This window comes from Neptunicoccus cionae, assembly GCF_002860325.1.
Classification (GTDB): Bacteria; Pseudomonadota; Alphaproteobacteria; order Rhodobacterales; family Rhodobacteraceae; genus Amylibacter; species Amylibacter lutimaris.
The window spans coordinates 72816-95328 of record NZ_PKOJ01000007.1 but is presented as its reverse complement, the minus strand read 5'-3'; the positions used below and the strand labels follow the sequence as shown (position 1 = coordinate 95328).

At 56.4% G+C, this 22513-nt stretch carries 18 protein-coding genes; 11 read left to right on the top strand and 7 right to left on the bottom strand.

Annotated elements, in window-relative coordinates:
- Positions 1-216 precede the first annotated feature (216 nt).
- Positions 217-2040, bottom strand: coding sequence for an ABC-F family ATP-binding cassette domain-containing protein (locus tag C0U40_RS15635; RefSeq protein WP_101656746.1), 1824 nt, complete (start codon positions 2038-2040; stop codon positions 217-219).
- Between the two features lie 78 nt (positions 2041-2118).
- Here C0U40_RS15635 and C0U40_RS15630 point away from each other — a divergent pair, with 78 nt between their 5' ends.
- The 3 genes from C0U40_RS15630 (at position 2119) to trpE (ending at position 6822) form a co-directional block, all read left to right on the top strand.
- Positions 2119-3324: an aminotransferase gene (locus C0U40_RS15630; protein WP_101656745.1), complete on the top strand. Its 1206-nt coding sequence runs from the start codon at positions 2119-2121 to the stop codon at positions 3322-3324.
- Positions 3325-3442: 118 nt separating this feature from the next.
- Complete coding sequence (locus C0U40_RS15625; RefSeq protein ID WP_101656744.1) at positions 3443-5308, top strand: SurA N-terminal domain-containing protein; 1866 nt, start codon at positions 3443-3445, stop codon at positions 5306-5308.
- Positions 5305-6822: an anthranilate synthase component I gene (gene trpE / locus C0U40_RS15620; RefSeq protein WP_101656743.1), complete on the top strand. Its 1518-nt coding sequence runs from the start codon at positions 5305-5307 to the stop codon at positions 6820-6822. The genes C0U40_RS15625 and trpE overlap by 4 nt, the downstream gene beginning before the upstream one ends.
- 32 nt (positions 6823-6854) lie before the next feature.
- Here the strand turns inward: trpE and C0U40_RS15615 are convergent, their stop codons facing one another.
- Positions 6855-8594 carry a divergent polysaccharide deacetylase family protein gene (locus C0U40_RS15615; RefSeq protein ID WP_101656742.1) on the bottom strand — a complete coding sequence of 580 codons (1740 nt, stop codon included), beginning with the start codon at positions 8592-8594 and terminating at the stop codon, positions 6855-6857.
- A gap of 157 nt (positions 8595-8751) precedes the next feature.
- Here C0U40_RS15615 and C0U40_RS15610 point away from each other — a divergent pair, with 157 nt between their 5' ends.
- The 6 genes from C0U40_RS15610 (at position 8752) to lexA (ending at position 13630) form a co-directional block, all read left to right on the top strand.
- On the top strand, positions 8752-9333 hold the full coding sequence (locus C0U40_RS15610) for an anthranilate synthase component II (RefSeq protein ID WP_101656741.1): 582 nt from the start codon (positions 8752-8754) through the stop codon (positions 9331-9333).
- Complete coding sequence (trpD, locus tag C0U40_RS15605) at positions 9330-10355, top strand: anthranilate phosphoribosyltransferase (protein ID WP_101656740.1); 1026 nt, start codon at positions 9330-9332, stop codon at positions 10353-10355. The genes C0U40_RS15610 and trpD overlap by 4 nt, the downstream gene beginning before the upstream one ends.
- Positions 10348-11160, top strand: a complete 813-nt coding sequence (gene trpC, locus C0U40_RS15600; protein ID WP_101656739.1) for an indole-3-glycerol phosphate synthase TrpC — start codon at positions 10348-10350, stop codon at positions 11158-11160. The genes trpD and trpC overlap by 8 nt, the downstream gene beginning before the upstream one ends.
- A 10-nt stretch (positions 11161-11170) precedes the next feature.
- Entirely contained in the window at positions 11171-11641 is a 471-nt protein-coding gene (gene moaC / locus C0U40_RS15595) for a cyclic pyranopterin monophosphate synthase MoaC (RefSeq protein WP_101656738.1), read from the top strand.
- Positions 11638-12822, top strand: a complete 1185-nt coding sequence (locus C0U40_RS15590; protein ID WP_101656737.1) for a molybdopterin molybdotransferase MoeA — start codon at positions 11638-11640, stop codon at positions 12820-12822. The genes moaC and C0U40_RS15590 overlap by 4 nt, the downstream gene beginning before the upstream one ends.
- 118 nt (positions 12823-12940) lie before the next feature.
- On the top strand, positions 12941-13630 hold the full coding sequence (gene lexA, locus C0U40_RS15585) for a transcriptional repressor LexA (RefSeq protein ID WP_101656736.1): 690 nt from the start codon (positions 12941-12943) through the stop codon (positions 13628-13630).
- A gap of 12 nt (positions 13631-13642) precedes the next feature.
- Here the strand turns inward: lexA and C0U40_RS15580 are convergent, their stop codons facing one another.
- Positions 13643-15697, bottom strand: a complete 2055-nt coding sequence (locus C0U40_RS15580) for a ComEC/Rec2 family competence protein (protein ID WP_101656735.1) — start codon at positions 15695-15697, stop codon at positions 13643-13645.
- Between the two features lie 93 nt (positions 15698-15790).
- Between C0U40_RS15580 and gltX the strand changes: the two genes are divergently transcribed.
- Both gltX and gltA read left to right on the top strand, forming a co-directional pair.
- On the top strand, positions 15791-17200 hold the full coding sequence (gene gltX / locus C0U40_RS15575) for a glutamate--tRNA ligase (protein ID WP_101656734.1): 1410 nt from the start codon (positions 15791-15793) through the stop codon (positions 17198-17200).
- Between the two features lie 67 nt (positions 17201-17267).
- Positions 17268-18563 (top strand): citrate synthase, encoded by a 1296-nt coding sequence (gene gltA / locus C0U40_RS15570; protein ID WP_101656733.1) that lies wholly within the window; start codon positions 17268-17270, stop codon positions 18561-18563.
- Between the two features lie 83 nt (positions 18564-18646).
- Here the strand turns inward: gltA and C0U40_RS15565 are convergent, their stop codons facing one another.
- The 4 genes from C0U40_RS15565 to C0U40_RS15550 all read right to left on the bottom strand — a co-directional run bounded on the left by C0U40_RS15565 (position 18647) and on the right by C0U40_RS15550 (position 22357).
- On the bottom strand, positions 18647-19423 hold the full coding sequence (locus C0U40_RS15565) for an enoyl-CoA hydratase-related protein (RefSeq protein WP_101656732.1): 777 nt from the start codon (positions 19421-19423) through the stop codon (positions 18647-18649).
- A gap of 68 nt (positions 19424-19491) precedes the next feature.
- Positions 19492-19947 (bottom strand): cytochrome c-type biogenesis protein, encoded by a 456-nt coding sequence (locus C0U40_RS15560; RefSeq protein WP_101656731.1) that lies wholly within the window; start codon positions 19945-19947, stop codon positions 19492-19494.
- A gap of 2 nt (positions 19948-19949) precedes the next feature.
- The gene (locus tag C0U40_RS15555) at positions 19950-21932 is read right to left on the bottom strand and encodes a heme lyase CcmF/NrfE family subunit (protein WP_101656730.1); all 1983 of its coding nucleotides are present in this window, start codon (positions 21930-21932) and stop codon (positions 19950-19952) included.
- An 86-nt stretch (positions 21933-22018) separates the two neighbouring features.
- Positions 22019-22357 carry a hypothetical protein gene (locus tag C0U40_RS15550; protein ID WP_145991949.1) on the bottom strand — a complete coding sequence of 113 codons (339 nt, stop codon included), beginning with the start codon at positions 22355-22357 and terminating at the stop codon, positions 22019-22021.
- Positions 22358-22513 lie beyond the last annotated feature (156 nt).

The window sequence follows — 22513 nt, the reverse complement described above, 5'->3', positions numbered from 1 at the left end:
CCACTCTAGGTAGCTCCCCCTAGATGGTCCCGATAAGGGGGGATTTCACTCATAACGTGTAATCCTTCTCACGGGGAATTGGTCTCAAAATAAGTTTGAAATTGGGCAAGATTAAGAAATCGTTAACACATTTCAACAATTCCGTTCACGAAATGGAAACAATAAAATGGAACAGAAACAAAGTTTACTTGCAAAAAGCGAAACGGAGTCAGCAACTTAGGATTGTTGAGCCTGTTCTTCCAGCTCAAGCCACTCCATTTCTGCCGCTTCCAGAGCGGTCTCCCGTTCGGTCAAAGCTTCGGTTGCTTTCTGGAATTTCACAGGGGCCGTTGTATAGAGCTCGGGATCGGACAGATACTCGTGCAGCTTGGCGATTTCCGCTTCCAGCCGTTCAATCACTTGTGGAAGTTCTTTCAACCTGTGTTCATCCTTGAAGCTCATCTTTTTGGATGCAGCTTTGGGCTTTTCCGTCGGTTGCGCTTTGGATGCAGGTTTCCGAGATTCCCGGTCAACCTTTTCTGTCTTGCTGTTTTCCTTGCGCTGGGCCTGATAATCCGACCAGCCGCCGGCATAGATCGTGGCCTCGCCATCGCCTTCCATCACGATGGAAGTGGTGGCGACGCGGTCCAGAAAGTCACGGTCGTGGCTGACCAGAAGAACGGTGCCTTCATAATCGTCCAGAATTTCCTGCAACAAGTCCAGTGTTTCAACGTCCAGATCATTGGTCGGTTCGTCGAGCACCAGAAGATTGCTTTCTTTTGCCATAAGACGCGCCAGAAGCAGCCGTGCTTTTTCCCCGCCTGACAATGCCGAAACCGGACCACGGGCCTGATTTTCGGAAAACAGGAATTCTTTGAGATAGCCCACGACATGTTTGGGCGTGCCACGCACCATGATCTGGTCGTTCTGGCCTGAAACCCCCAGTTCCTTATCCTCGGTCAGCGTATCCCAGAGCGAGACTTTCGGGTCGAGCACGGCGCGGTTCTGATCGAAAATCGCAGGCAAAAGATTGGTGCCGAGCTTGACCGATCCGGTGTCAGGTTCCAATGCTCCGGTGAGCATGTTTAACAACGTGGTTTTACCGACACCATTCGGCCCGATCATCGCGATCCGCTCCCCGCGTGCGACGCGGATGGAGAAATCCCGAACGATGGTTTTCTCTCCGAAGGTTTTGGAAATTCCCGTCGCTTCTATCACGCGTTTGCCAGACTTCTGACCACTGTCAAAAGCCATTGCCGCTGCCCCTGCCCGTTTGATTTGCGCGCCCCGTTCTGCACGCAAATCCGCAAGACGCCGTACACGTCCCTGATTGCGTTTGCGCCGCGCGGATATGCCTTCCACGGCCCAGCGGGCCTCGGCCTTGATCAGCCGGTTCAGCTTGTGGCGTTGCTGGTCTTCTTCTTCAAAGGTCTTGTCGCGCCATTCTTCAAAGGCTTCGAAACCTTTAGGGTGCTGGCGGACGATACCGCGGTCCACCCACATGGTATCCCGCGTGAGCGAGCGCAAAAACGCGCGGTCGTGAGAGATCAGAATAAAGGCGTCGCGGGTCTGGCGCAGGTGATCCTCGAGCCATTTGATCGCTTCGATATCAAGGTGGTTGGTCGGCTCGTCCAACAGCATCAAATCCGGCGCCTCGGCCAGAATTTTGGCAAGTGCGGCACGGCGGCGTTCCCCGCCTGATGCGGCAGAAGGTGCCTGTTCAAGGTTCAGCTTCAACCCTTCGGCAGCCATCTCGACCTTATATTCCTCACCCTGTTGCAGGCCTGACATGGCGAAGTCGCCCAGTGTCGCAAAACCGGACAGATCCGGATGCTGGTCCATATAACCGACAGAAACACCGGGTTGCACAAAGCGGTTTCCCGCGTCGGGCTCCACCAGACCGGCGATCACTTTAAGCAGCGTGGACTTGCCAGAGCCGTTGCGCCCCACAAGGCAAATGCGCGCGCCTTCGTGAACAGTCAGCCCAACGCCGTCAAACAACGGGTTGCCGCCAAAGGTGAGCATGATATCGGAGAGGGTCAGTACAGGAGGATTAGCCATGCAGCCCCTATCGGTTATGCGGATTGCGCCGTCAAGGGGCGCTTGCTAGGGTCCCCCGAATTCAAAAGGAAAACTATTATGACGGCAGCCAAGTCCAGCCCGATGAACCCGCTTCTGACAGGGACCATTACATCTCCTATCGTGGAATCCCGCAGTTGGGTCGAGAATGTTACGTTTTCCGAAGACCTGCCGTTGATCAATGTCAGTCAGGCCGCGCCAGTTGATCCCCCTCCGGCCCCGATGCGTCAGGCATTGGCCGAGTCGGTTTTAAATGATGTAAGCGCCCATCTTTACGGCCCCGTGCTTGGCTTGCCGGAATTGCGCGAATCTGTGGCCCGCCACTGTACCATGACCTATGGCGGCAATGTTTCGACAGGCAATGTGGGTATTACATCCGGCTGCAACCAAGCATTCTGCGCTGCGATTTCCTCGCTCGCCGGTCCGGGGGATGCGGTGATTCTGCCGGCTCCGTGGTATTTTAACCATAAGATGTGGCTGGATATGGCGGGAATCGAATGCCGCGTCCTTATGTGCGGTGACGATATGCTGCCCGACCCGCAACAGGCGGCTTCGATGATCGACGATCGGGTGAAGGCAATCATTCTTGTGACGCCGAACAACCCGACCGGCATGGAATATCCCGACGGGTTGATTACAGCTTTTTACAAACTGGCACAGCAAAACCGGATTTCACTGGTGATCGATGAAACCTATCGTGATTTTCATTCCGTCAATGGCGCGCCCCACAGCCTTTTTACCGATCCGGAGTGGCAGGAAACAGTAATCCAGCTTTACTCTTTCTCGAAAGCCTATCGTTTGACCGGCCACCGGGTTGGAGCTGTTGTCTGCTCAGAGCAGCGCATGGTCCAGATTGAGAAGTTCCTCGACACTTTAACCATCTGCCCGAACCAGCTTGGCCAGCGCGGCGCCCTGTTTGGAATGCGCAATCTGGGAAGCTGGCTGGCGCGGGAACGGGCCGAGATTCTTGACCGGGCAAGTGCCATGCGAGAAGGCTTTCCACAACTGGACGGATGGGAATTGAAAGGCTGCGGCGCTTATTTCGCCTATGTGTCCCACCCCTTTGAAGCGCCTTCCGATCAGGTGGCCAAAGCGCTCGTCGAAAGATCCGCCGTCCTTGCCCTGCCCGGCACCATGTTCAGCCCCCGTAAATCCGAAGGTGGCAACGGTCATGCAGAGCGCCATATCCGGATCGCCTTTGCCAACGCAGACCGCAAAGGGATCGCCACGCTTTTCACCCGCCTTGCAGCATTTTCGATGGGATAACACCTTTATTATCGCCCCAGAGCGCATCCGAGGCCGTCCTGCCCCGTGTTGACGCTTGCCCTTCGGCCTTTTGCTGCCTAAAACCAGCCTTCAGACAAGGGAAAAAAAGGTCCGGTAAATGCTCGATTCAATGCGCGGAAAAGGCCAAAGCAAGGTCATGTGGGTAATCATGGGGCTGCTTATGCTCGGTCTGACGGGGTTTGGCATCGGCGGCCTTGGCGGCGGCACTGTGCGCTCTATCGGTAAGGTGGGTGACGAACCCATTCCGGTCAACACTTACGCCCGAGCCTATCAAAATGCTGCCAGCCGGATCAACCAACAGGCCGGTCGCACTCTGACAGCAGCAGAACTGGAACAATTCGGCGTGCAGGATCAGGTTCTTGATGCTGTTGTCGGACAGGCTGCACTCAGCAACGAAACTACGGAACGGGGCCTGTCTGTAGGTGACGAAACAGTTCGCAATGCAATTCTGGAGAGCCCGCAGTTTCAAGGTCTTGACGGCACATTCGACCGCGAGGGCTATGATTTCTATCTGGAACGCCAGCTTGGGATCACCGCAACAGAATTTGAAACCCTGATCCGCAAGGAAAACGCCCGCGCCCTTCTGGAAAACACCATCGTGACCGGCGTCAAAAGCGATCTGACCGTTCCCACTGCACTGATGGAGTTTGCACAACAGGAACGTTCCTTTGAATGGGTCGCGCTGAGCGAGGATGATCTGGACACCACTATTCCGGAACCGAGCGACGAGGACTTGCAAGCCTATTACGAGGAACAAGCCTCAAACTACATGTCGCCCCTAACCCGCAACATCACTTATGCATGGCTGAACCCTTCAGCGCTGCTGGATGCGGTGGATGTGGATGAAGCCGAAATCCGTGAGAGCTATGAACTACAAAGCGACCGTTTCAACAAGGTAGAGCAACGTGCGGTCGACCGCCTCGTGTTCTCCTCGATGGAAGACGCTCAAGCCGCCCGCGACCGTATTGACGCACAGGAAGCCACCTTCGGTGAAATCGTCGGAGAACGGGGGCTGGAAGAAGCCGACGTGGATATAGGCGAAATCAGCCGCAGCGATGTATCTTCCGAGGCAGCAGAACTGCTCTTTGCTTCCAAAGAGCCTGGCATCGTGGGTCCGGTGAATTCCGATCTCGGCCCTGCCCTGTTCCGCATCAATGCTGTACTGGATGCAGACAGCACACCGTTTGAGGAAGTTCGCGACGAACTGCGTAACGAACTTGCAGGCGAAGCCGCGCGCCGTCTGGTTTCCGATCGTGTGACGGATATCGACGATATGCTCGCCGGTGGTGCAGAGCTGGAAGCTCTGGCAAATGAAACCGAAATGACCCTTGGCACGATTGCCTTCTCAGCCGGTTCCACGGAAGAAATTGCCGGATACGATGCGTTCCGCGAAGCTGCACTGGCTGCAGAACAAGGGGATTTCCCCGAAGTGATCGACCTGTCTGACGGTGGCGTCTTTGCTCTGCGTCTTGACAGTATCGACCAGCCCCAAGCCATACCTCTTGAAGAAGTCCGCGAAAAAGTTGCCGCAGACTGGCGCGCCGATCAGGTGAACACCGCACTGAAGGCTCTTGCAGAAACCCTGAAGGCAGAGCTGGAAGAAGGCGTGGATGTCAGCGAACTCGGTCTGGAAATGACCGCCGTAGATGGTATCAAGCGCAACACCTATCTGGAACAATTGCCCCCGACGACGGTTCCGGAGGTTTACCAACTGGAAGACGGTGGTGTTGCGATTGTTGACGGAGGCGACCGCGTGGTGCTGGCCCGTTTGACCAACATTACCGCTTTCGACCCCGATCTTGGCAACAACGACCAGCTTCTGGAGCAGATCAACGGCCAACTGAACGCGCAGATCTCGCTCGACCTGCTGAGCTATTACACTGATGCCGTGCAATCGCAGGCCGGTGTGCAGTTGAACCGCCCGATCATCAGTCAGGTCAATACACAGGTTACCGGATTTTGAGCACCTTAATACCCTCCTACGAAGCCTTTGAAGAGGCTCATAAAGACGGCCACAATCAGGTGGTGTACACCCGTCTTGTGGCCGATCTCGACACCCCTGTGTCCTTGATGCTGAAACTGGCACAGGCACAAAAAGACAGTTTCATGCTGGAAAGCGTGACAGGGGGCGAAAACCGTGGTCGCTATTCCTGTATCGGAATGAAGCCCGATCTGATCTGGCAGTGCCACGGGGATAGCGCGCGGATCAACCGTCAGGCGCGTTTCGACGCCAATGCGTTCGAACCCATGAAGGCCGATCCGCTGACCAGCCTGCGGGCTGTACTGGAAGAAAGCCATATCGACCTACCCGAAGACCTGCCGGCGATTGCAGCGGGTCTGTTCGGTTATCTCGGCTATGACATGATCCGTCTGGTGGAAAAGCTGCCCGACGTGAATCCCGATCCGCTCGGCCTGCCGGATGCTGTGATGATGCGTCCTTCGGTGGTTGTGGTCGTGGACGGCGTGAAGGATGAAATCACCGTTGTCTCTCCGGTTTGGGCCACTGGTGGCCTGTCGGCCCGTGCGGCCTATAATCAGGCTGCGGAACGGGTAATGGATGCGGTGCGCGATCTTGAACGCCCTGCCCCTATGGCCACGCCTGTGGCGGATCCGGAAACCGCCGTGGGCGAACCTGTCTCCAACACCAGCCGCGAGGAATATTTCGGCTTTGTGGAAAAGGCCAAGGAATACATCCGTGCCGGTGACATCTTTCAGGTGGTCCCAAGCCAGCGCTGGACGCAGGATTTTAAACTGCCGCCCTTCGCATTGTATCGCGCGTTGCGTCGCACCAATCCGTCGCCCTACATGTTTTTCTTCAACTTCGGCGGCTTTCAGGTCATCGGTGCCAGCCCCGAGATTCTGGTGCGGGTGAAAGACAAGGAAGTCACCATCCGCCCTATCGCAGGCACCCGCCATCGCGGCGCGAACGAGGCCGAAGACCGTGCGCTCGAAGCCGATCTGCTGGGCGATCCGAAAGAAATGGCCGAGCACCTGATGCTGCTGGATCTGGGGCGCAATGATGTGGGCCGTGTTTCCAAAATCGGCACAGTGAATCCGAACGAACAGTTCATTATCGAGCGTTATTCCCATGTGATGCACATCGTGTCCAATGTGGTTGGCGAACTGGCAGAGGATCAGGACGCCCTGTCGGCCCTGCTCGCCGGATTACCTGCGGGCACTGTGTCCGGTGCGCCCAAGGTCCGTGCGATGCAGATCATTGACGAGTTGGAAAAAGAGAAACGCGGCGTTTATGGCGGCGGTGTCGGCTATTTCAGCGCTACAGGCGAGATGGACATTTGTATTGCCCTGCGAACGGCCGTTCTGAAGGACCAGAAACTGCACATCCAAGCTGGCGGCGGGGTTGTATATGACAGCGATCCGGAAGCCGAGCTTCAGGAAACAGTCAATAAATCCAACGCATTACGCAAGGCAGCCAAGGATGCCGTGACTTTTGTAAAGTCCAACGGCAACTACTAAAGCGACTCAGATTTTGAAAAGGCGGCGCACCCCTAAGGGTTGCCCGCCATCAGTGCTGCAGACACCGGCGCAAAACTGACAGTGCGCGCGTTGATCCCCAAGGACCAGTTCAGAAGTGCAGCCAGAGTTTCATCATTCGGCATCGCCAGCACAATCGAACTCCCCTTGCTGCGCGCAGTTCGCGCTGCACGGTTCAGATACCCCGAAACCACTGTTTCCGTATCTTCCGCACCATCCAGAATATGACTGACCAGACCAAAGGCTACATCCTGTTGATCGGCCAGACGGGGCGCTGCGTTCAGGCCGCCTGCATAGGTGATGATCCCGTGGCCGGACTGCGCAAAATACCCGACGACCGAGCGCACCAACCGCTGGTCACGCTGCATCAGGGCTTCGGGACGGTCGATCAACCCGATCGCTTCGGGCATGAGCGTAAAGAACCGGTCCAACAGCTCGGCAACCTGTTCATCAGTTTGCCCCCCGGGTAACGACAGTTTTACATCACGCGGGCTGAGCGCGAGCACTTCAAATCCGGCGTTCCGGTATGCCCGCGCCTTTGCTGAAACATTGGGCTGGTCAACCGGAATAGCGATTGCCATTGGCAGGCCAAGCCTAGAGAATTTTGAAAGATTTCCCTCAATCTGACCGTTATCCAACAGTACAACCGATACCAGCGGTTTTCCGGTCGACGTGAAATCATTGGCATTTGCCCGCAATGCCCCTACCGCCGGCGTTGCAATCTGACCTGACAGCACCGGTTCGTCGTCCCCGATCGTCGGGATCCGTTTGCTAATCGCTGATTTCCCTAAAGTCGAAATGCCGTTTTCGCCACTGTCCCCGATCGTTGGCAAACGGGATCCAAGCGTGGCGAAAGTGCCCGAGGTATTGGGTTGGGTTGCAGGGCTGAAGGCCGCGCTGCGCACCCCGTCACCGCGGGGTTGCGGCTCGGCTGCTTCATTTTTGTTTTCGGGTTCCGGCAGAACAGGCAGGATGCGCAACGGCTTTTCCGCTGCATTGCGTGCCGGTCTTGTTGCGATAACAACGTCCGGTTCCGTATCAAGGCGGGGCAACCGGTTGTCAGTATCGTCAAGTACTCCGATGGTGCGCTCGCTGCTGGCGTCTTGACGTTCAACCGTTCCGTCCGCGTTCAAACTGGGCATGGCGGCATCGCCATCCGCTGCATCGGGAACCAGCGCATCCGGTCCTAACGTTTCCGCCGAAGGACGCTGCATCACAACGGGTTCTGCAGGATCGGATGACACCGAAGGACGAATTTCAGCCCCGTCGTCGGGATTGATCAGTGCAAGACGCGACGTGAGAGGCGTATCGGCTTCGATCGGCATCGCAATGGAAAGTTCGGTTTCGGGCGGAACCTGTGTCTTTGTAGTCAGAACTGCAACTTCGGTGTTCACGGGACGCTGCCGTGCTGCATCTACACTGGAAGGCGCACTATCACGCGCATCTGCGGTCACAATTTCGCTGGGAGTTTGGTCGGGCAATATTTGATCGGTTTCGCCAACCTTTTCCAAAGCCTGCGTCGGAGATTGATCTGCTCCGGCGGTAGTGCCACGAGAGACCTCCCCCTGTGCCACCGGCCCTTGCGACGTGTCGGAAGGAGAAGTGGGCACCCCACCGGCTTGTGTGGGCGCATTTGGTACGGTTGTTGTATCTGTTTTTGGCAGGATCGGATTTAGCGCGGCCAGAAAGACGCCTGATGTAACCCCGACCGCCAAACCGGACAGAACTCCTGCGGTTTTACCCCAGTTTGCCATTATTAGCCTCTTGCGCCTGTTCTCTCATTTGTCCGCAATCATGCGCGTCTTTTCTTGGCTCGCTGCTCTTGACCTCTGCGCACGCCCGTGAGCAATGTATAGCGCAATTCGCAACAGGGATCATCCCCCTAAATCACCGATGTTGAGGACGGGCAAAATGCTGCTTTTGATCGATAATTACGACAGTTTCACCTATAATCTGGTGCATTATGTGGGGGAACTGGGGGCGCAAACCGTGGTCAAACGCAACGACGAGATCACTGTGCAGGATGCAATGGACATGCAACCTGACATGATCCTGCTTTCTCCGGGGCCTTGTGATCCGGATCAGGCTGGAATCTGTCTTGATCTGGTGAAAGCCGCGGCCGAAACCGAAACCCCGCTGATGGGGGTGTGCCTTGGCCATCAGGTGATCGGTCAGGCTTTTGGCGGCAAGGTAATCCGCTGTCATGAAATCGTTCACGGTAAAATGGGCAGGATGCATCACGAAGGCCGCTCGGTCTTTGCCGGTTTGCCCGCCCCCTTCGAAGCCACGCGCTATCACTCTCTGGTGGTGGAGCGGGACAGCCTGCCGGATGAACTGGAAGTCACCGCCTGGCTGGAAGACGGCACCATTATGGGACTTGCCCATAAAACCCTGCCCATCCACGGCGTTCAGTTCCATCCCGAGAGCATTGCCTCGGAACACGGGCACGCGCTGTTGAACAATTTTCTGAAGACTGCAATGGAACCCGCATGAGCACGCCGCTAAAGACCCTGATTGCAAAAGCCATCGACGCCCCTCTCAGCCGTACAGACGCAGAAGCCGCATTTACCACCATTATGGAAGGCGACGCGACGCCTGAACAGATCGGCGGGCTTCTTATGGTGTTGCGCACGCGTGGTGAAACCGTAGAAGAATATGCCGCAGCTGCCGCAGTCATGCGCGCCAAATGTCTGAAAGTAAGCGCCCCCGAAGGCGCGATCGACATCGTTGGAACCGGTGGTGATGGCAAATCCACACTGAATATCTCGACTGCCACCGCAATTGTGACCGCAGGTGCCGGGGTGATCGTTGCCAAACACGGCAACCGGAACCTGTCCTCCAAATCCGGTACGGCGGATGCGCTCGGGCATTTGGGCGTAGAAGTCATGGTCGGCCCGAAAGTGGTAGAAAGAGCAATTAACACCGTCGGAATCGGCTTTATGATGGCGCCGATGCACCACCCTGCGACCCGACATGTGATGCCCGCGCGCCAAGCCCTTGGAACACGTACGATTTTCAATATCCTTGGCCCGTTAACCAATCCAGCCGGTGTAAAACGTCAGTTGACCGGAGCATTTTCCCGCGAAATGATCCGGCCGATGGCCGAAGTTCTGCTGCAACTCGGCTCTGAAAAGGCGTGGCTGGTCCACGGGTCCGATGGAACTGACGAGATTTCAATCGCGGGGCCCACATGGGTAGCCAAACTCGAGAACGGCACGGTTACTGAAACAGAAATCTCGCCCGAAGATGCAGGGCTGCCAGTTCATCCGTTTGAATCCATTGTCGGCGGAGAACCTGCGGAAAATGCCGCTGCACTGAAGGCTTTGCTGGCGGGGGAAACCTCTGCCTATCGGGATGCAGTGCTTTTCAACACTGCCGCCGCGTTAGTCGTTGCAGATAAGGTAGAAAATCTGCGTGAAGGCGTTGAAGTCGCGGCTCAAAGCATAGACAGTGGCGCAGCAGCCGCCAAGCTGGACGCGCTGGCAAAAATAACGACAGAGGCAGCAGATGACTGATATTCTCGAAAAGATCAAAGCCTACAAACTGGAAGAGATCGAAGCCGCCAAAGAAGAGATCTCTCTTGGCGAGCTTGAATCCTTGGCCGCAGACCAGACCGCGCCGCGCGGTTTTGCCGATGCATTGAAATCTGCTGCGCAGTCAGGAGGTTACGGCCTGATCGCGGAAGTGAAGAAGGCCAGCCCGTCCAAAGGCGTGATCCGCGAGGATTTCGATCCGGCTACGCTGGCCAAAGCCTACGCCGATGGCGGCGCAACCTGCCTGTCCGTGCTGACCGACACACCATCGTTTCAAGGCGCACCGGAGTTTCTGACACAGGCCCGCGAAGCCTGCGATCTGCCCTGCTTACGCAAGGATTTCATGTATGACACCTATCAGGTTGCCCAGGCGCGGGCTTGGGGTGCGGATTGTATCTTGATCGTCATGGCAAGTGTTTCAGACGCTCAGGCGCTGGAACTGGAGAACGCTGCCTTTGATTACGGGATGGACGTTCTGGTGGAAATCCACGACCGTGCTGAACTGGATCGTGCCGCGCACCTGCGCTCGCCCCTGCTGGGGATCAACAACCGCGACTTGAAGACATTCGAAACCTCGCTAGAGACATCAACAACACTGGCGCGTTACGCACCTGCAGAGCGTTTGCTGATCTCTGAAAGCGGGTTGAATACCAAGGACGACCTCGCAAACCTCGCCAAATTTGGCGTGCGCTGCTTCCTGATCGGGGAATCCCTGATGCGGCAGGACGATGTTGCCATGGCCACCCGCGACCTGATCGGCAGCCCTTGGGCTCCGCAGGCAATGTAACGGGCGGATCATGGCGAAACTGACCCACTTTGACGATTCCGGCGCCGCCCATATGGTGGACGTATCGGAAAAGCCTGTTACCAGCCGCGTTGCCGTGGCCAAAGGCCGTGTCATCATGAATGCCGAAACCCGCGCCATGATTGAAGAAGGCCGTGCCAAAAAAGGCGACGTTCTTGCGGTTGCGCGGCTCGCAGGCATTATGGGGGCCAAGAAAACCTCTGATCTGATCCCGCTGTGCCATCCTCTGGCCATATCCAAGGTTTCCTTGGATCTGGAGGTGACAGACGATGGAGTCATGATAGAGGCAACGGTCAAAACCACCGGACAGACCGGCGTTGAAATGGAAGCTCTGACAGCCGTGAACGTGGCCGCCTTAACCGTCTACGACATGGTGAAGGCTGTTGATAAAACAATGCAAATCAGTGATGTACGGGTTGTTCTTAAAGATGGCGGCAAGTCCGGCCGGTTTGAATCCGAATGATCAGCGTTGAACAGGCACTTGAGAAGGTTCTCAACCTTTTTGAGCCATTGGAAAGTGAAACTGTCCCACTGCGCGCCGCCTCCGGTCGGGTTTTGGCGAAGGATGCCGTCGCCGCATTCAGTCAACCGCCGTTTCCCTCGTCCGCGATGGACGGGTACGGGGTGCAGTCAAATGATCTGGTGACCGGCGCACAGTTGACTGTCATCGGAGAGAGCGCTGCAGGTGGCGGATTTAACGGCACCGTCAACAGCGGTCAGGCCGTTCGGATTTTTACCGGCGCACCGGTTCCTGAAGGTGTAGACCGTATCCTTATTCAGGAAGATTGCACCCGCGAAGGCGACACCATCACAGTGGGCGATAATCTGGACCCGAGCTTTTACATCCGTTCTGCTGGGGGTGATTTCAAAGCCGGTGATGTAATGGCCGCGCCCCGTGTCCTGTCCGCTGGTGATATTGCCCTGCTCGCCTCGATGAACTGCGCAACTGTCGTTGTTCGGCGCAAACCCGTAATCGCACTGGTTGCAACAGGCGATGAACTGGTCATGCCCGGTGAAACGCCCGGTCCCAGCCAGATTATTTCCAGCAACAATTTCGGCTTGAAAGCCCTTATTGAAGCGAATGGCGGAATCGCCCGCATTCTACCGATTGCTAAAGACGATCCCCAAGCCCTGCGCGCTGTGCTGGATCTTGGTTCGGACGCTGATGCAATTGTAACCCTTGGCGGTGCATCTGTCGGGGATCATGATCTGGTCCGTCAGGTCGCGTCAGAGGCCGGAATGGAACAAGCCTTTTACAAGGTCGCCATGCGTCCGGGTAAGCCGCTCATGGCAGGGCGGCTTGGCAAGACCGCCATGATCGGTCTGCCTGGAAATCCTGTCAGTTCCATGGTCTGTGGTACCGTGTTTCTTGTCCCTGCTCTCAGGGCCATGCTTGGCCTTGGCAAACACGCAATGCCTCGCGAGCTTGCACGTCTGGGGGCTGATATGGGACAGAACGGCCCGCGCAGCCATTACATGCGCGCGCAACTTTCAATCATGGACGGTGTGCTGACCTGCACACCTGAAACACGGCAGGACAGTTCCCTTTTGTCAGTCCTGTCGCGGGCAAACGCCCTTCTGGTGCGCGATGCAAATGATCCCCCGCGCAAGGCAGGTGAAACCGTTCCCATTATTCGCCTCTAGACTTGCTTCCCTGCTCATCCGGCGATTCTGTCACAAAAATAGGTTTTGACACAAAACGGGAACGCTTGTAGAACAGACGGGAACAGAAGCGAACAAACGCGCGAAACAGGAGGGTATCATGCTCACTCGCAAGCAGATGGATTTGCTGGAATTCATTCACAAGCGGATGCAAAAAGACGGTGTTCCGCCCTCTTTTGACGAGATGAAGGAAGCACTCGACCTACGTTCCAAGTCTGGCATTCACCGCCTGATTACCGCGCTGGAAGAACGGGGCTTCATCCGACGGCTGGCCCATCGCGCCCGTGCTATCGAAATCGTGCGTTTGCCGGATTCGATTGACGCTGGCGGCTTCAACCCCCGTGTGATCGAAGGTTCTGCGCCACCACCGCCGCCCCGCGAAGCCCTTCCTGTTTCCAAGACGGATTCCCATTCACTGCCGATTATGGGCCTGATCGCTGCGGGTACCCCGATTGAGGCGATCCAGCACGTGACCAGCCATGTGGCTGTGCCCGGCGGGATGATGCATAACCAAGGCTCCCACTACGCGTTGGAGGTCAAGGGCGACTCAATGATTGAAGCTGGCATCAATGAGGGCGATATCGTCGTAATCCATGAACAGTCCGATGCAGAAAACGGGGATATCGTCGTAGCACTGGTCGAAGATCAGGAGGCCACCCTGAAACGCCTGCGCAAAAAAGGCTCGGCCATTGCACTGGAAGCGGCCAACCCGGCCTATGAAACCCGCGTTTACAGGGACGATCAGGTCAAGGTTCAGGGAAAGCTGGTTGGATTGATCCGCACCTACTGAACGCGGGGTCGTTTATTGCATGTTCCACAACCGCGCGCCGGAAGCCTGTCGCGCGGTTTGTATTTTCAGACCTTCCGGTCCGGACCAGATAGCCAGCGCCCCGCTTGCGCGCAAATCTGCGGCATTGAACGCCCGGCACGGGCCTGTGACATCCTCGCTCCATAGCGGCACAATAAGTACTTCTGCGGTCTCGCAAATGGATTGAAGCTCGGCTCTGGTCCGTGTCTTTCCCCAAAGGTAAGCGACAGTTCCACCTTCAAGCCTTAGTCGCCAGTCGTCCTCGTCCTGTTCAAACCGCGCTGCGGCTTGATTCTGATCCGCCCCGTCCCCGTCATTTTCCAACCAGTTCAGAGCTGCAAACCCGTTGCCTTTGGCCCGTGATACAGCCCGTCCCTGATCTGCAAGCACCCCGGCCAAGCGCCCGTTATGGGTCAGCAACAGGTCCGGTCGCACGGATAGCGCCCAGCATACGACCCCCAAAACGGCCACGGGACACCCGAACCAGCGCCACGCTCCCTGCCAAATGATCACGAACAATCCGCCGATTGTTACCAGCCCCAACGCCCAGACCGGCCCTGATTTTATTCGCAGAACCGAGCCCTCCTGCACCGCCACAAAATGTGCAACGCCGAGAATCCAGTCAATTCCCTGCCCCATAACCCAAAATGCGCCGCCTTCCAAACCGATCAGCGACGATACAGCTGCAATTACGGCGGCAGGCATTACGATCAGGCTCATCACCGGAACCGAAGCCAGATTGGCAAGCAGTCCGTATTGTGCCATCTGGTTGAAATGGAACGCAGAAAATGGTGCGGTGGCAGCGCCAGCCACCGCAGAGGCGATAAACAGGGAGGCAAAGGGTGCAAGCAACCGGAACCTGCTTTGGCGCAGCGCATGCCATCCATGTGTCCTGTTCAGCACTTCAAAGGTGCCCACCAGCGCAGTGGTTGCGGCAAAGGACATCTGGAAACCCGGTCCTGTCAGGCTTTCAGGGCGGAACAAAAGGATCAGGGTTGCAGCAATGGCAACCGCGCGCAGGGTAATCGCCGGCCTTTCCAGCAACACTGCCACAAGCATAACCGCCACCATCACAAAGGCGCGCTGTGTGGCAATATTCGCGCCTGACACCAGAAGGTATCCGGCACCGGCAACCAATGCCACAACGGCACCGATTTTCTTGGCTTGCAAGCGCACGGACAGGTAGGGAACCGCCGCAATGCCAAAGCGGATCAGCGCAAAGACAAACCCCGTCAACAGCCCCATATGCAAGCCAGAAATCGCAAGCAGATGTGCCAGATTGGATCGTCGAAGATCCGCCAGCAACACTGGATCAATCTGCGACCGGTCTCCGGTGATTATCGCAGCGGCAAATGCACCGGTCCGACCGGGGATTTTTTGCCGTATATGTGCGGATATTTTCATCCGAAGCGCAAAGACCCGCAGGTCAAAGGCGCGGTTGTTAGGTGGAACAGCCAGCACAGGCGGCGCGCGGGCATACCCGACGGCGCCAAGCCGGTTGAACCACGCCATGCGCTGGAAATCAAAACCACCCGGCTCTACCGGACCGGCTGGGGGTGACAGGCTGGCCGTGAGCATTATACGCGCCCCCGGTCTCAACGCCGTTCCCGCAAGTTCGGAATGTAGTGATACCCGCACCCGTTTTGGCATCCGTTGCGGGTTCATCCGCTCCAGCACGGGGTCCGCCAGTGTTACCCGCGGTTTGTCAGAGCCGGACCGGTCCAGATGAACGATCGTTCCTTCTACCGCGCCGTAGTAATGCCAGCCGAGTTTCGGGGCAGCAACCTGACGGGCTCGCCCTGCTGTTACCAGAAATCCCAGCGCAATCAGAGCAGGCACCCAAACAAGAATGCGCAATAGATCCGGCCCCATCCGGCTGAAAAAAACGGCCAACAGAACACAACCGGATAAACTTGAAAGAAACCAGATATCCGGTTCAAATCGTTGAGAGAAATAGCAAGAAACCCCTAATCCCAACCACACCGGAACCCATAGGCCAAAACGGTGACGTTGCGCAAACAATGCCTCTGAAAGATGATCAATCCCCATCGCCGCCCATCGTTGCCTTGTCCTTTACCGCCGTTATGGAATAAGTAGTGCCAACCCTGCACCCGCTTGGTTTCCAAAAGGTTAAGATTGCTGATGTCCGACACTCCCGTAGTTACCCGTTTCGCCCCGTCCCCCACCGGATTCCTGCATATCGGTGGCGCACGTACCGCGCTGTTCAACTGGCTTTACGCCCGTAATCAGGGCGGAAAATTTTTGCTGCGCATTGAAGACACGGACCGCGAACGTTCGACTCCCGAGGCAACGGCTGCAATTTACGACGGGCTGAAATGGCTTGGGCTGGATTGGGATGGCGAAGCGATCAGCCAGTTTGAACGCCGCGACCGTCACGCAGAAGTAACGCAATCGATGCTCGACAATGGCACAGCCTATCGCTGCTATGCCACACAGGACGAAATCGAAGCCTTCCGCGAAGCTGCCCGCGCCAAAGGGGAATCAACGCTATTCAAAAGCCCGTGGCGGGATGCCGATCCTGCGGATGCACCGGATCTTCCTTCTGTGGTACGCCTGAAAGCCCCTCGCGAGGGCGAGGTCCGGATCAAGGACAAGGTTCAAAAAGATGTGAAATGGCAGGCCGATACGCTCGACGATATGGTGCTGCTGCGCTCTGACGGGACACCGACCTACATGCTGGCCGTGGTTGTTGATGACCACGACATGGGTGTGACCCACATCATCCGCGGGGATGATCACCTGATCAACGCAGGCCGCCAAAGCCTGATCTACCGTGCGATGGGCTGGAAAATCCCCGTTTTTGCCCATATCCCGCTGATCCACGGGGATGATGGCAAGAAACTGTCCAAACGGCACGGCGCGCTCGGGGCGGAAGCCTACCGCGAGATGGGCTATACCCCTGCGACCATGCGCAATTATCTGACTCGACTGGGCTGGAGCCACGGCAACGACGAGCTGTTCACCACCGAACAGGCCGTTGAATGGTTTGATTTCAAGGGTTTGGGTAAATCCCCTGCCCGTCTGGACCTTAAAAAGCTGGATCATGTCGGCGGCTATCAGATCGGAATCGCACCGGATGACGTTTTGCTGGGGGATTTGCAAACTTATCTGCAGGCCACCGGACAGGGCGAATTGGACGCCGATTCACTGGCCCGTGTTAAAGAAGTGCTTCCTTTGCTGCGGGACCGGTCGAAAAAACTGACGGATGTACTGGAGAAAGCCTACTTTGTGCTCGGCTCTCGCCCGTTTTCGCCGGATGCCGCAGCGGCAAAGCTGCTCGATTCGGTATCCCTTGGCATACTGAAAGAATTGACCGCTGCATTGCAGCATGCTACATGGTCGCACGAAGGACTTGAGACCTGTTTGAAGGAGTTTTCTCAAGCCAGAGATCTAAAACTCGGAAAGATTGCGCAACCGTTACGCGCGGCCTTAACCGGGCGCACAGTGTCGCCGTCGGTTTTTGACATGATGGCTGCGTTGGGCAAGGAGGAAACCCTCGGCCGCCTTCAGGATGCGACGTCGCCAGCCTGAAGCCTACGCTAGTCCCGAGGATAAATATGCGCAGGCCCCGCCCTGCCAATAATGATAGAGAGGTCGCATGACAGATAGTCCAAAAACAGCAAAACTTACTTTTGGCGATAAAGAGCTGGACCTGCCAATGTATTCCGCAACAGCCGGACCGGATGTGATTGATATCCGTCGTCTTTATGCGGAGGGGCAGGTTTTCACCTACGATCCCGGTTTTACATCCACCGCTGCTTGTGACAGCACAATCACCTTTATTGACGGTGACAAGGGCGAGCTGCTGCACCGCGGTTACCCGATCGACCAGCTTGCCAGTGAATCCCACTATCTCGAAGTGTGTTACCTTCTGCTTTACGGTGATCTGCCAAGTGCTGAAGCGCTGGAAGATTTCGAAAACCGCGTAACGAACCACACCATGCTGCACGAGCAGATGATGAATTTCTTCCGTGGTTTCCGTCGCGATGCGCACCCTATGGCTGTTATGACCGGCGTGGTTGGTGCCATGTCTGCTTTCTACCACGACAGCACTGACATCAACGACGAATGGCAGCGCGAAGTGGCCTCTATCCGCCTGATCGCCAAGATGCCAACTATCGCGGCTTATGCGTATAAATATTCCATCGGCCAGCCGTTTGTTTACCCGCGCAATGATCTGGATTACGCATCCAACTTCCTGCGCATGTGTTTTGCGGTTCCTGCGGAAGATTACGAAGTGAACCCGATCCTCAGCCGCGCGATGGACCGTATTTTCACTCTGCATGCCGATCACGAGCAAAACGCCTCTACCTCGACTGTGCGTCTGGCCGGTTCTTCGGGTGCAAACCCGTTCGCCTGTATCGCAGCCGGTATTGCTTGTCTTTGGGGCCCTGCCCACGGCGGCGCAAATCAGGCGTGTCTGGAAATGCTGGAAGAAATCGGCTCTGTCGATCGTATTCCGGAATTCATCGCTCGCGCAAAAGACAAGGACGATCCGTTCCGTCTGATGGGCTTTGGCCACCGCGTTTACAAGAACTTTGATCCCCGCGCGACGGTGATGAAGGAATCCGCAGACGAAGTGCTGAGCCTGCTGGGTGTGGAAAACAACCCGAAGCTTCAGGTTGCCAAGGAACTGGAACGTATTGCTCTGGAAGACGATTATTTCGCCTCCAAAAAGCTGTTCCCGAACGTGGATTTCTATTCCGGTATCATTCTGGAAGCGATGGGTTTCCCGACTTCCATGTTCACTCCGATCTTTGCCCTGTCCCGTACAGTGGGTTGGATTTCCCAGTGGAAAGAGATGATTGGCGATCCGACCCAGAAAATCGGCCGTCCACGTCAGCTCTACAAAGGCGAGCCGCTGCGCGATTACGTGAACGTCGAAGACCGGTAAATCCGACCTTTGTCACTGACAAAAAGAAAACCGCCCCTCGGGGCGGTTTTTTCATGGGTAGTGATGTTTGACGGATCGCGTGTTTAACGCCCTTCAAACTGGGCTTTGCGCTTTTCAAGGAAGGCCATGACCCCTTCTTTGAAATCGGCCGTGCGACCGGCCTTGCCCTGAAGATGTGCCTCTGTTTCCAATTGTTCGTCGAGCGTTTGATCCACGCTCATGCGCATGGCCCGTTTGATAAGGCGGTAGGCCTCGGTCGGTCCGTTTGCGAGATGCAAAGCGCGGGTGCGTACCACTGCAGCAAAACTGCCGTCCGGAACGGCCTCCCAGATCATGCCCCATTCCGCCGCTTTCAGGGCCGGAACAGGCTCGGCAAACAGGGCCGCGCCCATGGCTCGGGCAAAGCCAACCTGTCTTGGCAGCCAGTAAGTACCACCCGCATCAGGGATCAGCCCTATGCGCGAAAACGCCTGTAGAAAAGTAGCGCTTTCCGCCGCAATCACCACATCCGCAGCCAGCGCCAGATTGGCCCCCGCCCCGGCGGCCATTCCGTTCACCGCACTAATCGTCGGGATGCGACAATCAAATATGGCCCGCAACATGGGTTCGTATTCATCCCGAAGGGTGCCTTCCATATCTATGTCGGAAACTTTGGCGGCGTCTCCAAGATCCTGTCCCGCGCAAAAACCGCGTCCTGCACCGGTCAGGACGAGCACGCGAGCCTCGGATTCTCCACGCTTGACCGCATCCAGCAGTTCAGCACGCATCTGCGATGTGAGACCGTTCAGCACGTCAGGCCGGTTAAGCGTTATTGTCGCAATATTTTCGGACAGGTCGTAGAGAAGGGTTTCATAGTCCATAGGGTAAAGCTCCGCTGTTTGGCGTTATCCTATCGCGCAGGACAGGTAGCAGAAAGCACAAACTCGGCTCAGTCTTTCAGCAGTTGTGCCAGACGTTCTGCTTCTTCGCGGGACAATTCCCCCTGCGGCTGAGAAGGACGGCGGGAGCGCCGCCGCAGGTATAGAAACGCTCCGATTGCTCCGAGCACAAGAAGCACCGGACCGGTCAGGTAAAGCACCGCGTTTTCCCGTGACATACGGGGTTTCAGCAGCACATATTCACCGTAGCGGTCTACGATAAAATCCACGGCCTCCGTGTTGCTGTCCCCTGCAACCAGACGTTCGCGGACCAGCAGACGCAAATCTTTGGCGATCCCCGCATTGGAACTGTCGATGTTTTCATTGCGGCACACCAGACAGCGCAAACCTTTGGAAATATCCCGCGCCCGCTGTTCCAGCACCGGATCATCCAGTATCTCATCCGGCTCCACCGCAAAAAGAGGCGTGGCGAACAGAAGTACCAGTATCAGAAACAGATTTCGCATCACTACTCCGCCGGTTGCGCGACACGGCGCGCTGAAGGTCGTGCAGCCCCTGCCACACGGTAACGCCGGTCCGTCAGGCTAAGACAGCCGCCAAGCGCCATGACCAGTGAACCAATCCAGATCCAGTTGGAAAACGGCTTGATATAGGTTCGGATCGTCCATCCGCTGTCGCCCTGTTTATCCCCCAAAACAACGTAGAGATCCCGTGTCAGCCCGATATCAATCGCCGCTTCGGTGGTTGGCATTTGTTGTACCGGATAGAACCGCTTTTCAGGTCGCAGTTCAGCAACTTCGCGGTTGTTCTTGTACGCTGTGACAGACCCAATCTGCGCGGAGTAGTTTTTGCCTTTCTGGTTCACGACTTTGTTCAACTGGAACTCATAAGCCCCCACGACGAAGCGTTCGTTCAGCTCTACCACGCGGATGTCCTCTTGTTCCCAGGCGGTAATGGCCGCAATGCCGAAGACGGTAAGCCCAAGCCCTGCGTGAGCCACAGCCTTACCCCAATCGGACCGCGGCAGGTTGCGCAAGCGGCGCAACGTGGTGCCGATAGGGTTCTCCCGATACCGCGCCCGTACCAGCAAATCCAGAATAGCCCCAAGCACCAGCCACGCAGCCAGTGCCAGACCAAAGGGCGCGAGCATCCGTCCGCCGGTTTGCAGGCTCCAGACCAATACACCAAGGGCAATAGAAAGCGCCAATGCCCCGCGCAGGTTCTTGAAGGATTTTCCCACCTGCGCCCGTTTCCAGGGCAGGATCGCCCCAAGGGGGAGGATCGCCACCAACACGATCATAAACGGGGTGAAAGCAGCATCAAAAAACGGCGCCCCAACCGAGAGTTTGCGCCCTGTTGTCAGCTCTGCCACCAATGGCCAGATGGTTCCGAAGAAAACGACAGCCGTCGCCACGACCAGCAACAGGTTGTTCAGCACGAGACCACTCTCTCGACTGATCAGCCCGAAGACCGCAGTTGTGCGCAACTGACCGGCCCGTGCGGCGTAAAGCGTAAGCGCACCGCCGATGGCAACCGTCAGGATGGCTAGGATGAAGACGCCCCGTTCGGGATCATTGGCAAAGGCGTGGACAGAAGTAATGACGCCTGAACGCACGATGAAGGTTCCGATCAGGGAAAATGAGAACGCAAGGATCGCAAGCAGGACCGTCCAGCTTTTGAGTGCATCCCGCTTTTCGACCACAATCGCAGAATGCAGCAGTGCGGCGGCAATCAGCCACGGCATGAAGCTCGCGTTTTCAACCGGATCCCAGAACCACCAGCCGCCCCAGCCCAATTCGTAATAGGCCCACCAAGACCCGAGCGCGATGCCGATTGTCAGCGTGACCCAAGCCAGCAGGGTCCAGGGCCGGACCCAACGGGCCCAAGCGGCATCCACGCGCCCTTCGATCAAAGCCGCGACGGCGAAAGAGAAGGACATCGAAAGCCCAACATAACCCAGATACAAAAACGGCGGATGAAAGGCGAGTCCGGGGTCCTGCAGCAAGGGATTGAGATCATTGCCATCCGCCGGAGGCACGGAAATGCGCAGGAACGGGTTGGAGGTAAAGATCAGAAAGGCCAGAAAGGCCGCCGAGATCATCGCTTGCACCGAAAGAACCCGTGCTTTCAGTGCGCTTGGGAGGTTGCGGCCAAACAGGGCCACCAGCGCGCCATAAAACACGAGGATCAGGATCCAGAGTAACATCGACCCCTCGTGGTTCCCCCACACCCCTGTTATCTTATACAACATCGGTTTGGCAGAGTGGGAGTTCGCAGCAACTATGGCGAGAGAAAAATCCGAAACCACAAAGCTGTAAGTCAGGGCAACAAAGCTTATCCCGATCAGAATAAATTGCGCCAGTGCGGTCGTGTCAGCCAGACGCATCCAGCCGGCCCAGTTCTTTTGTGCTCCGATCAGAGGCACGACGGATTGCACAATGGATACGGTGAAGGCCAGAAGGACTGTAAAGTGGCCGATCTCTGCGAACATGGTGCTGCCCCTTATTGCTCCGCACGGTTATAGCACGCTCGGCTACTGTCACAATTCAATTAAGCTTGAGACAGTTGCGTGAAATGTCACAGGGCAGATTCCGGTTGGTAGTAAGCCGACCCGAAAGCAAAAATATTGCTCGGATTGTTTATTCTCAGGTTACTGCGGTAAAGGCCAAATCCACGCTCCTCAAGAATTTGGCGGACCATATGACCAATCATACGGCGCATCTGCGCAGAGCGGCGGACCTTGGGAAAGCGGTGTTGCAGAAATGGCGAGAGGGGCTCGATCGCGGGACGCCGGAGATAGCTGGCGGTTTCCATAATAGCGATGGTGGATGCTTCATTGAGGAATTTCCAAAGCGCCTCTCCCTGCATGGTGTCATAGGTGGTTTTAAACTTGTCGGGGCGGTAGGTTTGCATCATGCGCCTTTAAAGTTGGGAACGGTATCTGCACAAATTTTGGCGGTAATTCGTAAAGATTTCCCTAACCTTGAAGCTTCTTAAATGAAGCTTGTTATATGAAGCTTCATTTAAGAAGCTTCATATACTCAGTATGTTAATTGAATTTATCGTTTTTAT

Excerpts from the sequence above, each read along its gene's own strand:
- C0U40_RS15615 (WP_101656742.1), bottom strand. The coding sequence starts at position 8,594 with ATGGCAAACTGGGGTAAAACCGCAGGAGTTCTGTCCGGTTTGGCGGTC.
- C0U40_RS15565 (WP_101656732.1), bottom strand. The coding sequence starts at position 19,423 with ATGGACTATGAAACCCTTCTCTACGACCTGTCCGAAAATATTGCGACA.
- gltX (WP_101656734.1), top strand. The coding sequence starts at position 15,791 with ATGTCCGACACTCCCGTAGTTACCCGTTTCGCCCCGTCCCCCACCGGA.
- C0U40_RS15590 (WP_101656737.1), top strand. The coding sequence starts at position 11,638 with ATGATCAGCGTTGAACAGGCACTTGAGAAGGTTCTCAACCTTTTTGAG.
- C0U40_RS15625 (WP_101656744.1), top strand. The coding sequence starts at position 3,443 with ATGCTCGATTCAATGCGCGGAAAAGGCCAAAGCAAGGTCATGTGGGTA.
- moaC (WP_101656738.1), top strand. The coding sequence starts at position 11,171 with ATGGCGAAACTGACCCACTTTGACGATTCCGGCGCCGCCCATATGGTG.
- C0U40_RS15610 (WP_101656741.1), top strand. The coding sequence starts at position 8,752 with ATGCTGCTTTTGATCGATAATTACGACAGTTTCACCTATAATCTGGTG.
- C0U40_RS15560 (WP_101656731.1), bottom strand. The coding sequence starts at position 19,947 with ATGCGAAATCTGTTTCTGATACTGGTACTTCTGTTCGCCACGCCTCTT.
- C0U40_RS15635 (WP_101656746.1), bottom strand. The coding sequence starts at position 2,040 with ATGGCTAATCCTCCTGTACTGACCCTCTCCGATATCATGCTCACCTTT.
- C0U40_RS15580 (WP_101656735.1), bottom strand. The coding sequence starts at position 15,697 with ATGGGGATTGATCATCTTTCAGAGGCATTGTTTGCGCAACGTCACCGT.
- C0U40_RS15555 (WP_101656730.1), bottom strand. The coding sequence starts at position 21,932 with ATGTTCGCAGAGATCGGCCACTTTACAGTCCTTCTGGCCTTCACCGTA.
- C0U40_RS15630 (WP_101656745.1), top strand. The coding sequence starts at position 2,119 with ATGACGGCAGCCAAGTCCAGCCCGATGAACCCGCTTCTGACAGGGACC.
- trpD (WP_101656740.1), top strand. The coding sequence starts at position 9,330 with ATGAGCACGCCGCTAAAGACCCTGATTGCAAAAGCCATCGACGCCCCT.
- trpC (WP_101656739.1), top strand. The coding sequence starts at position 10,348 with ATGACTGATATTCTCGAAAAGATCAAAGCCTACAAACTGGAAGAGATC.
- lexA (WP_101656736.1), top strand. The coding sequence starts at position 12,941 with ATGCTCACTCGCAAGCAGATGGATTTGCTGGAATTCATTCACAAGCGG.
- gltA (WP_101656733.1), top strand. The coding sequence starts at position 17,268 with ATGACAGATAGTCCAAAAACAGCAAAACTTACTTTTGGCGATAAAGAG.
- C0U40_RS15550 (WP_145991949.1), bottom strand. The coding sequence starts at position 22,357 with ATGATGCAAACCTACCGCCCCGACAAGTTTAAAACCACCTATGACACC.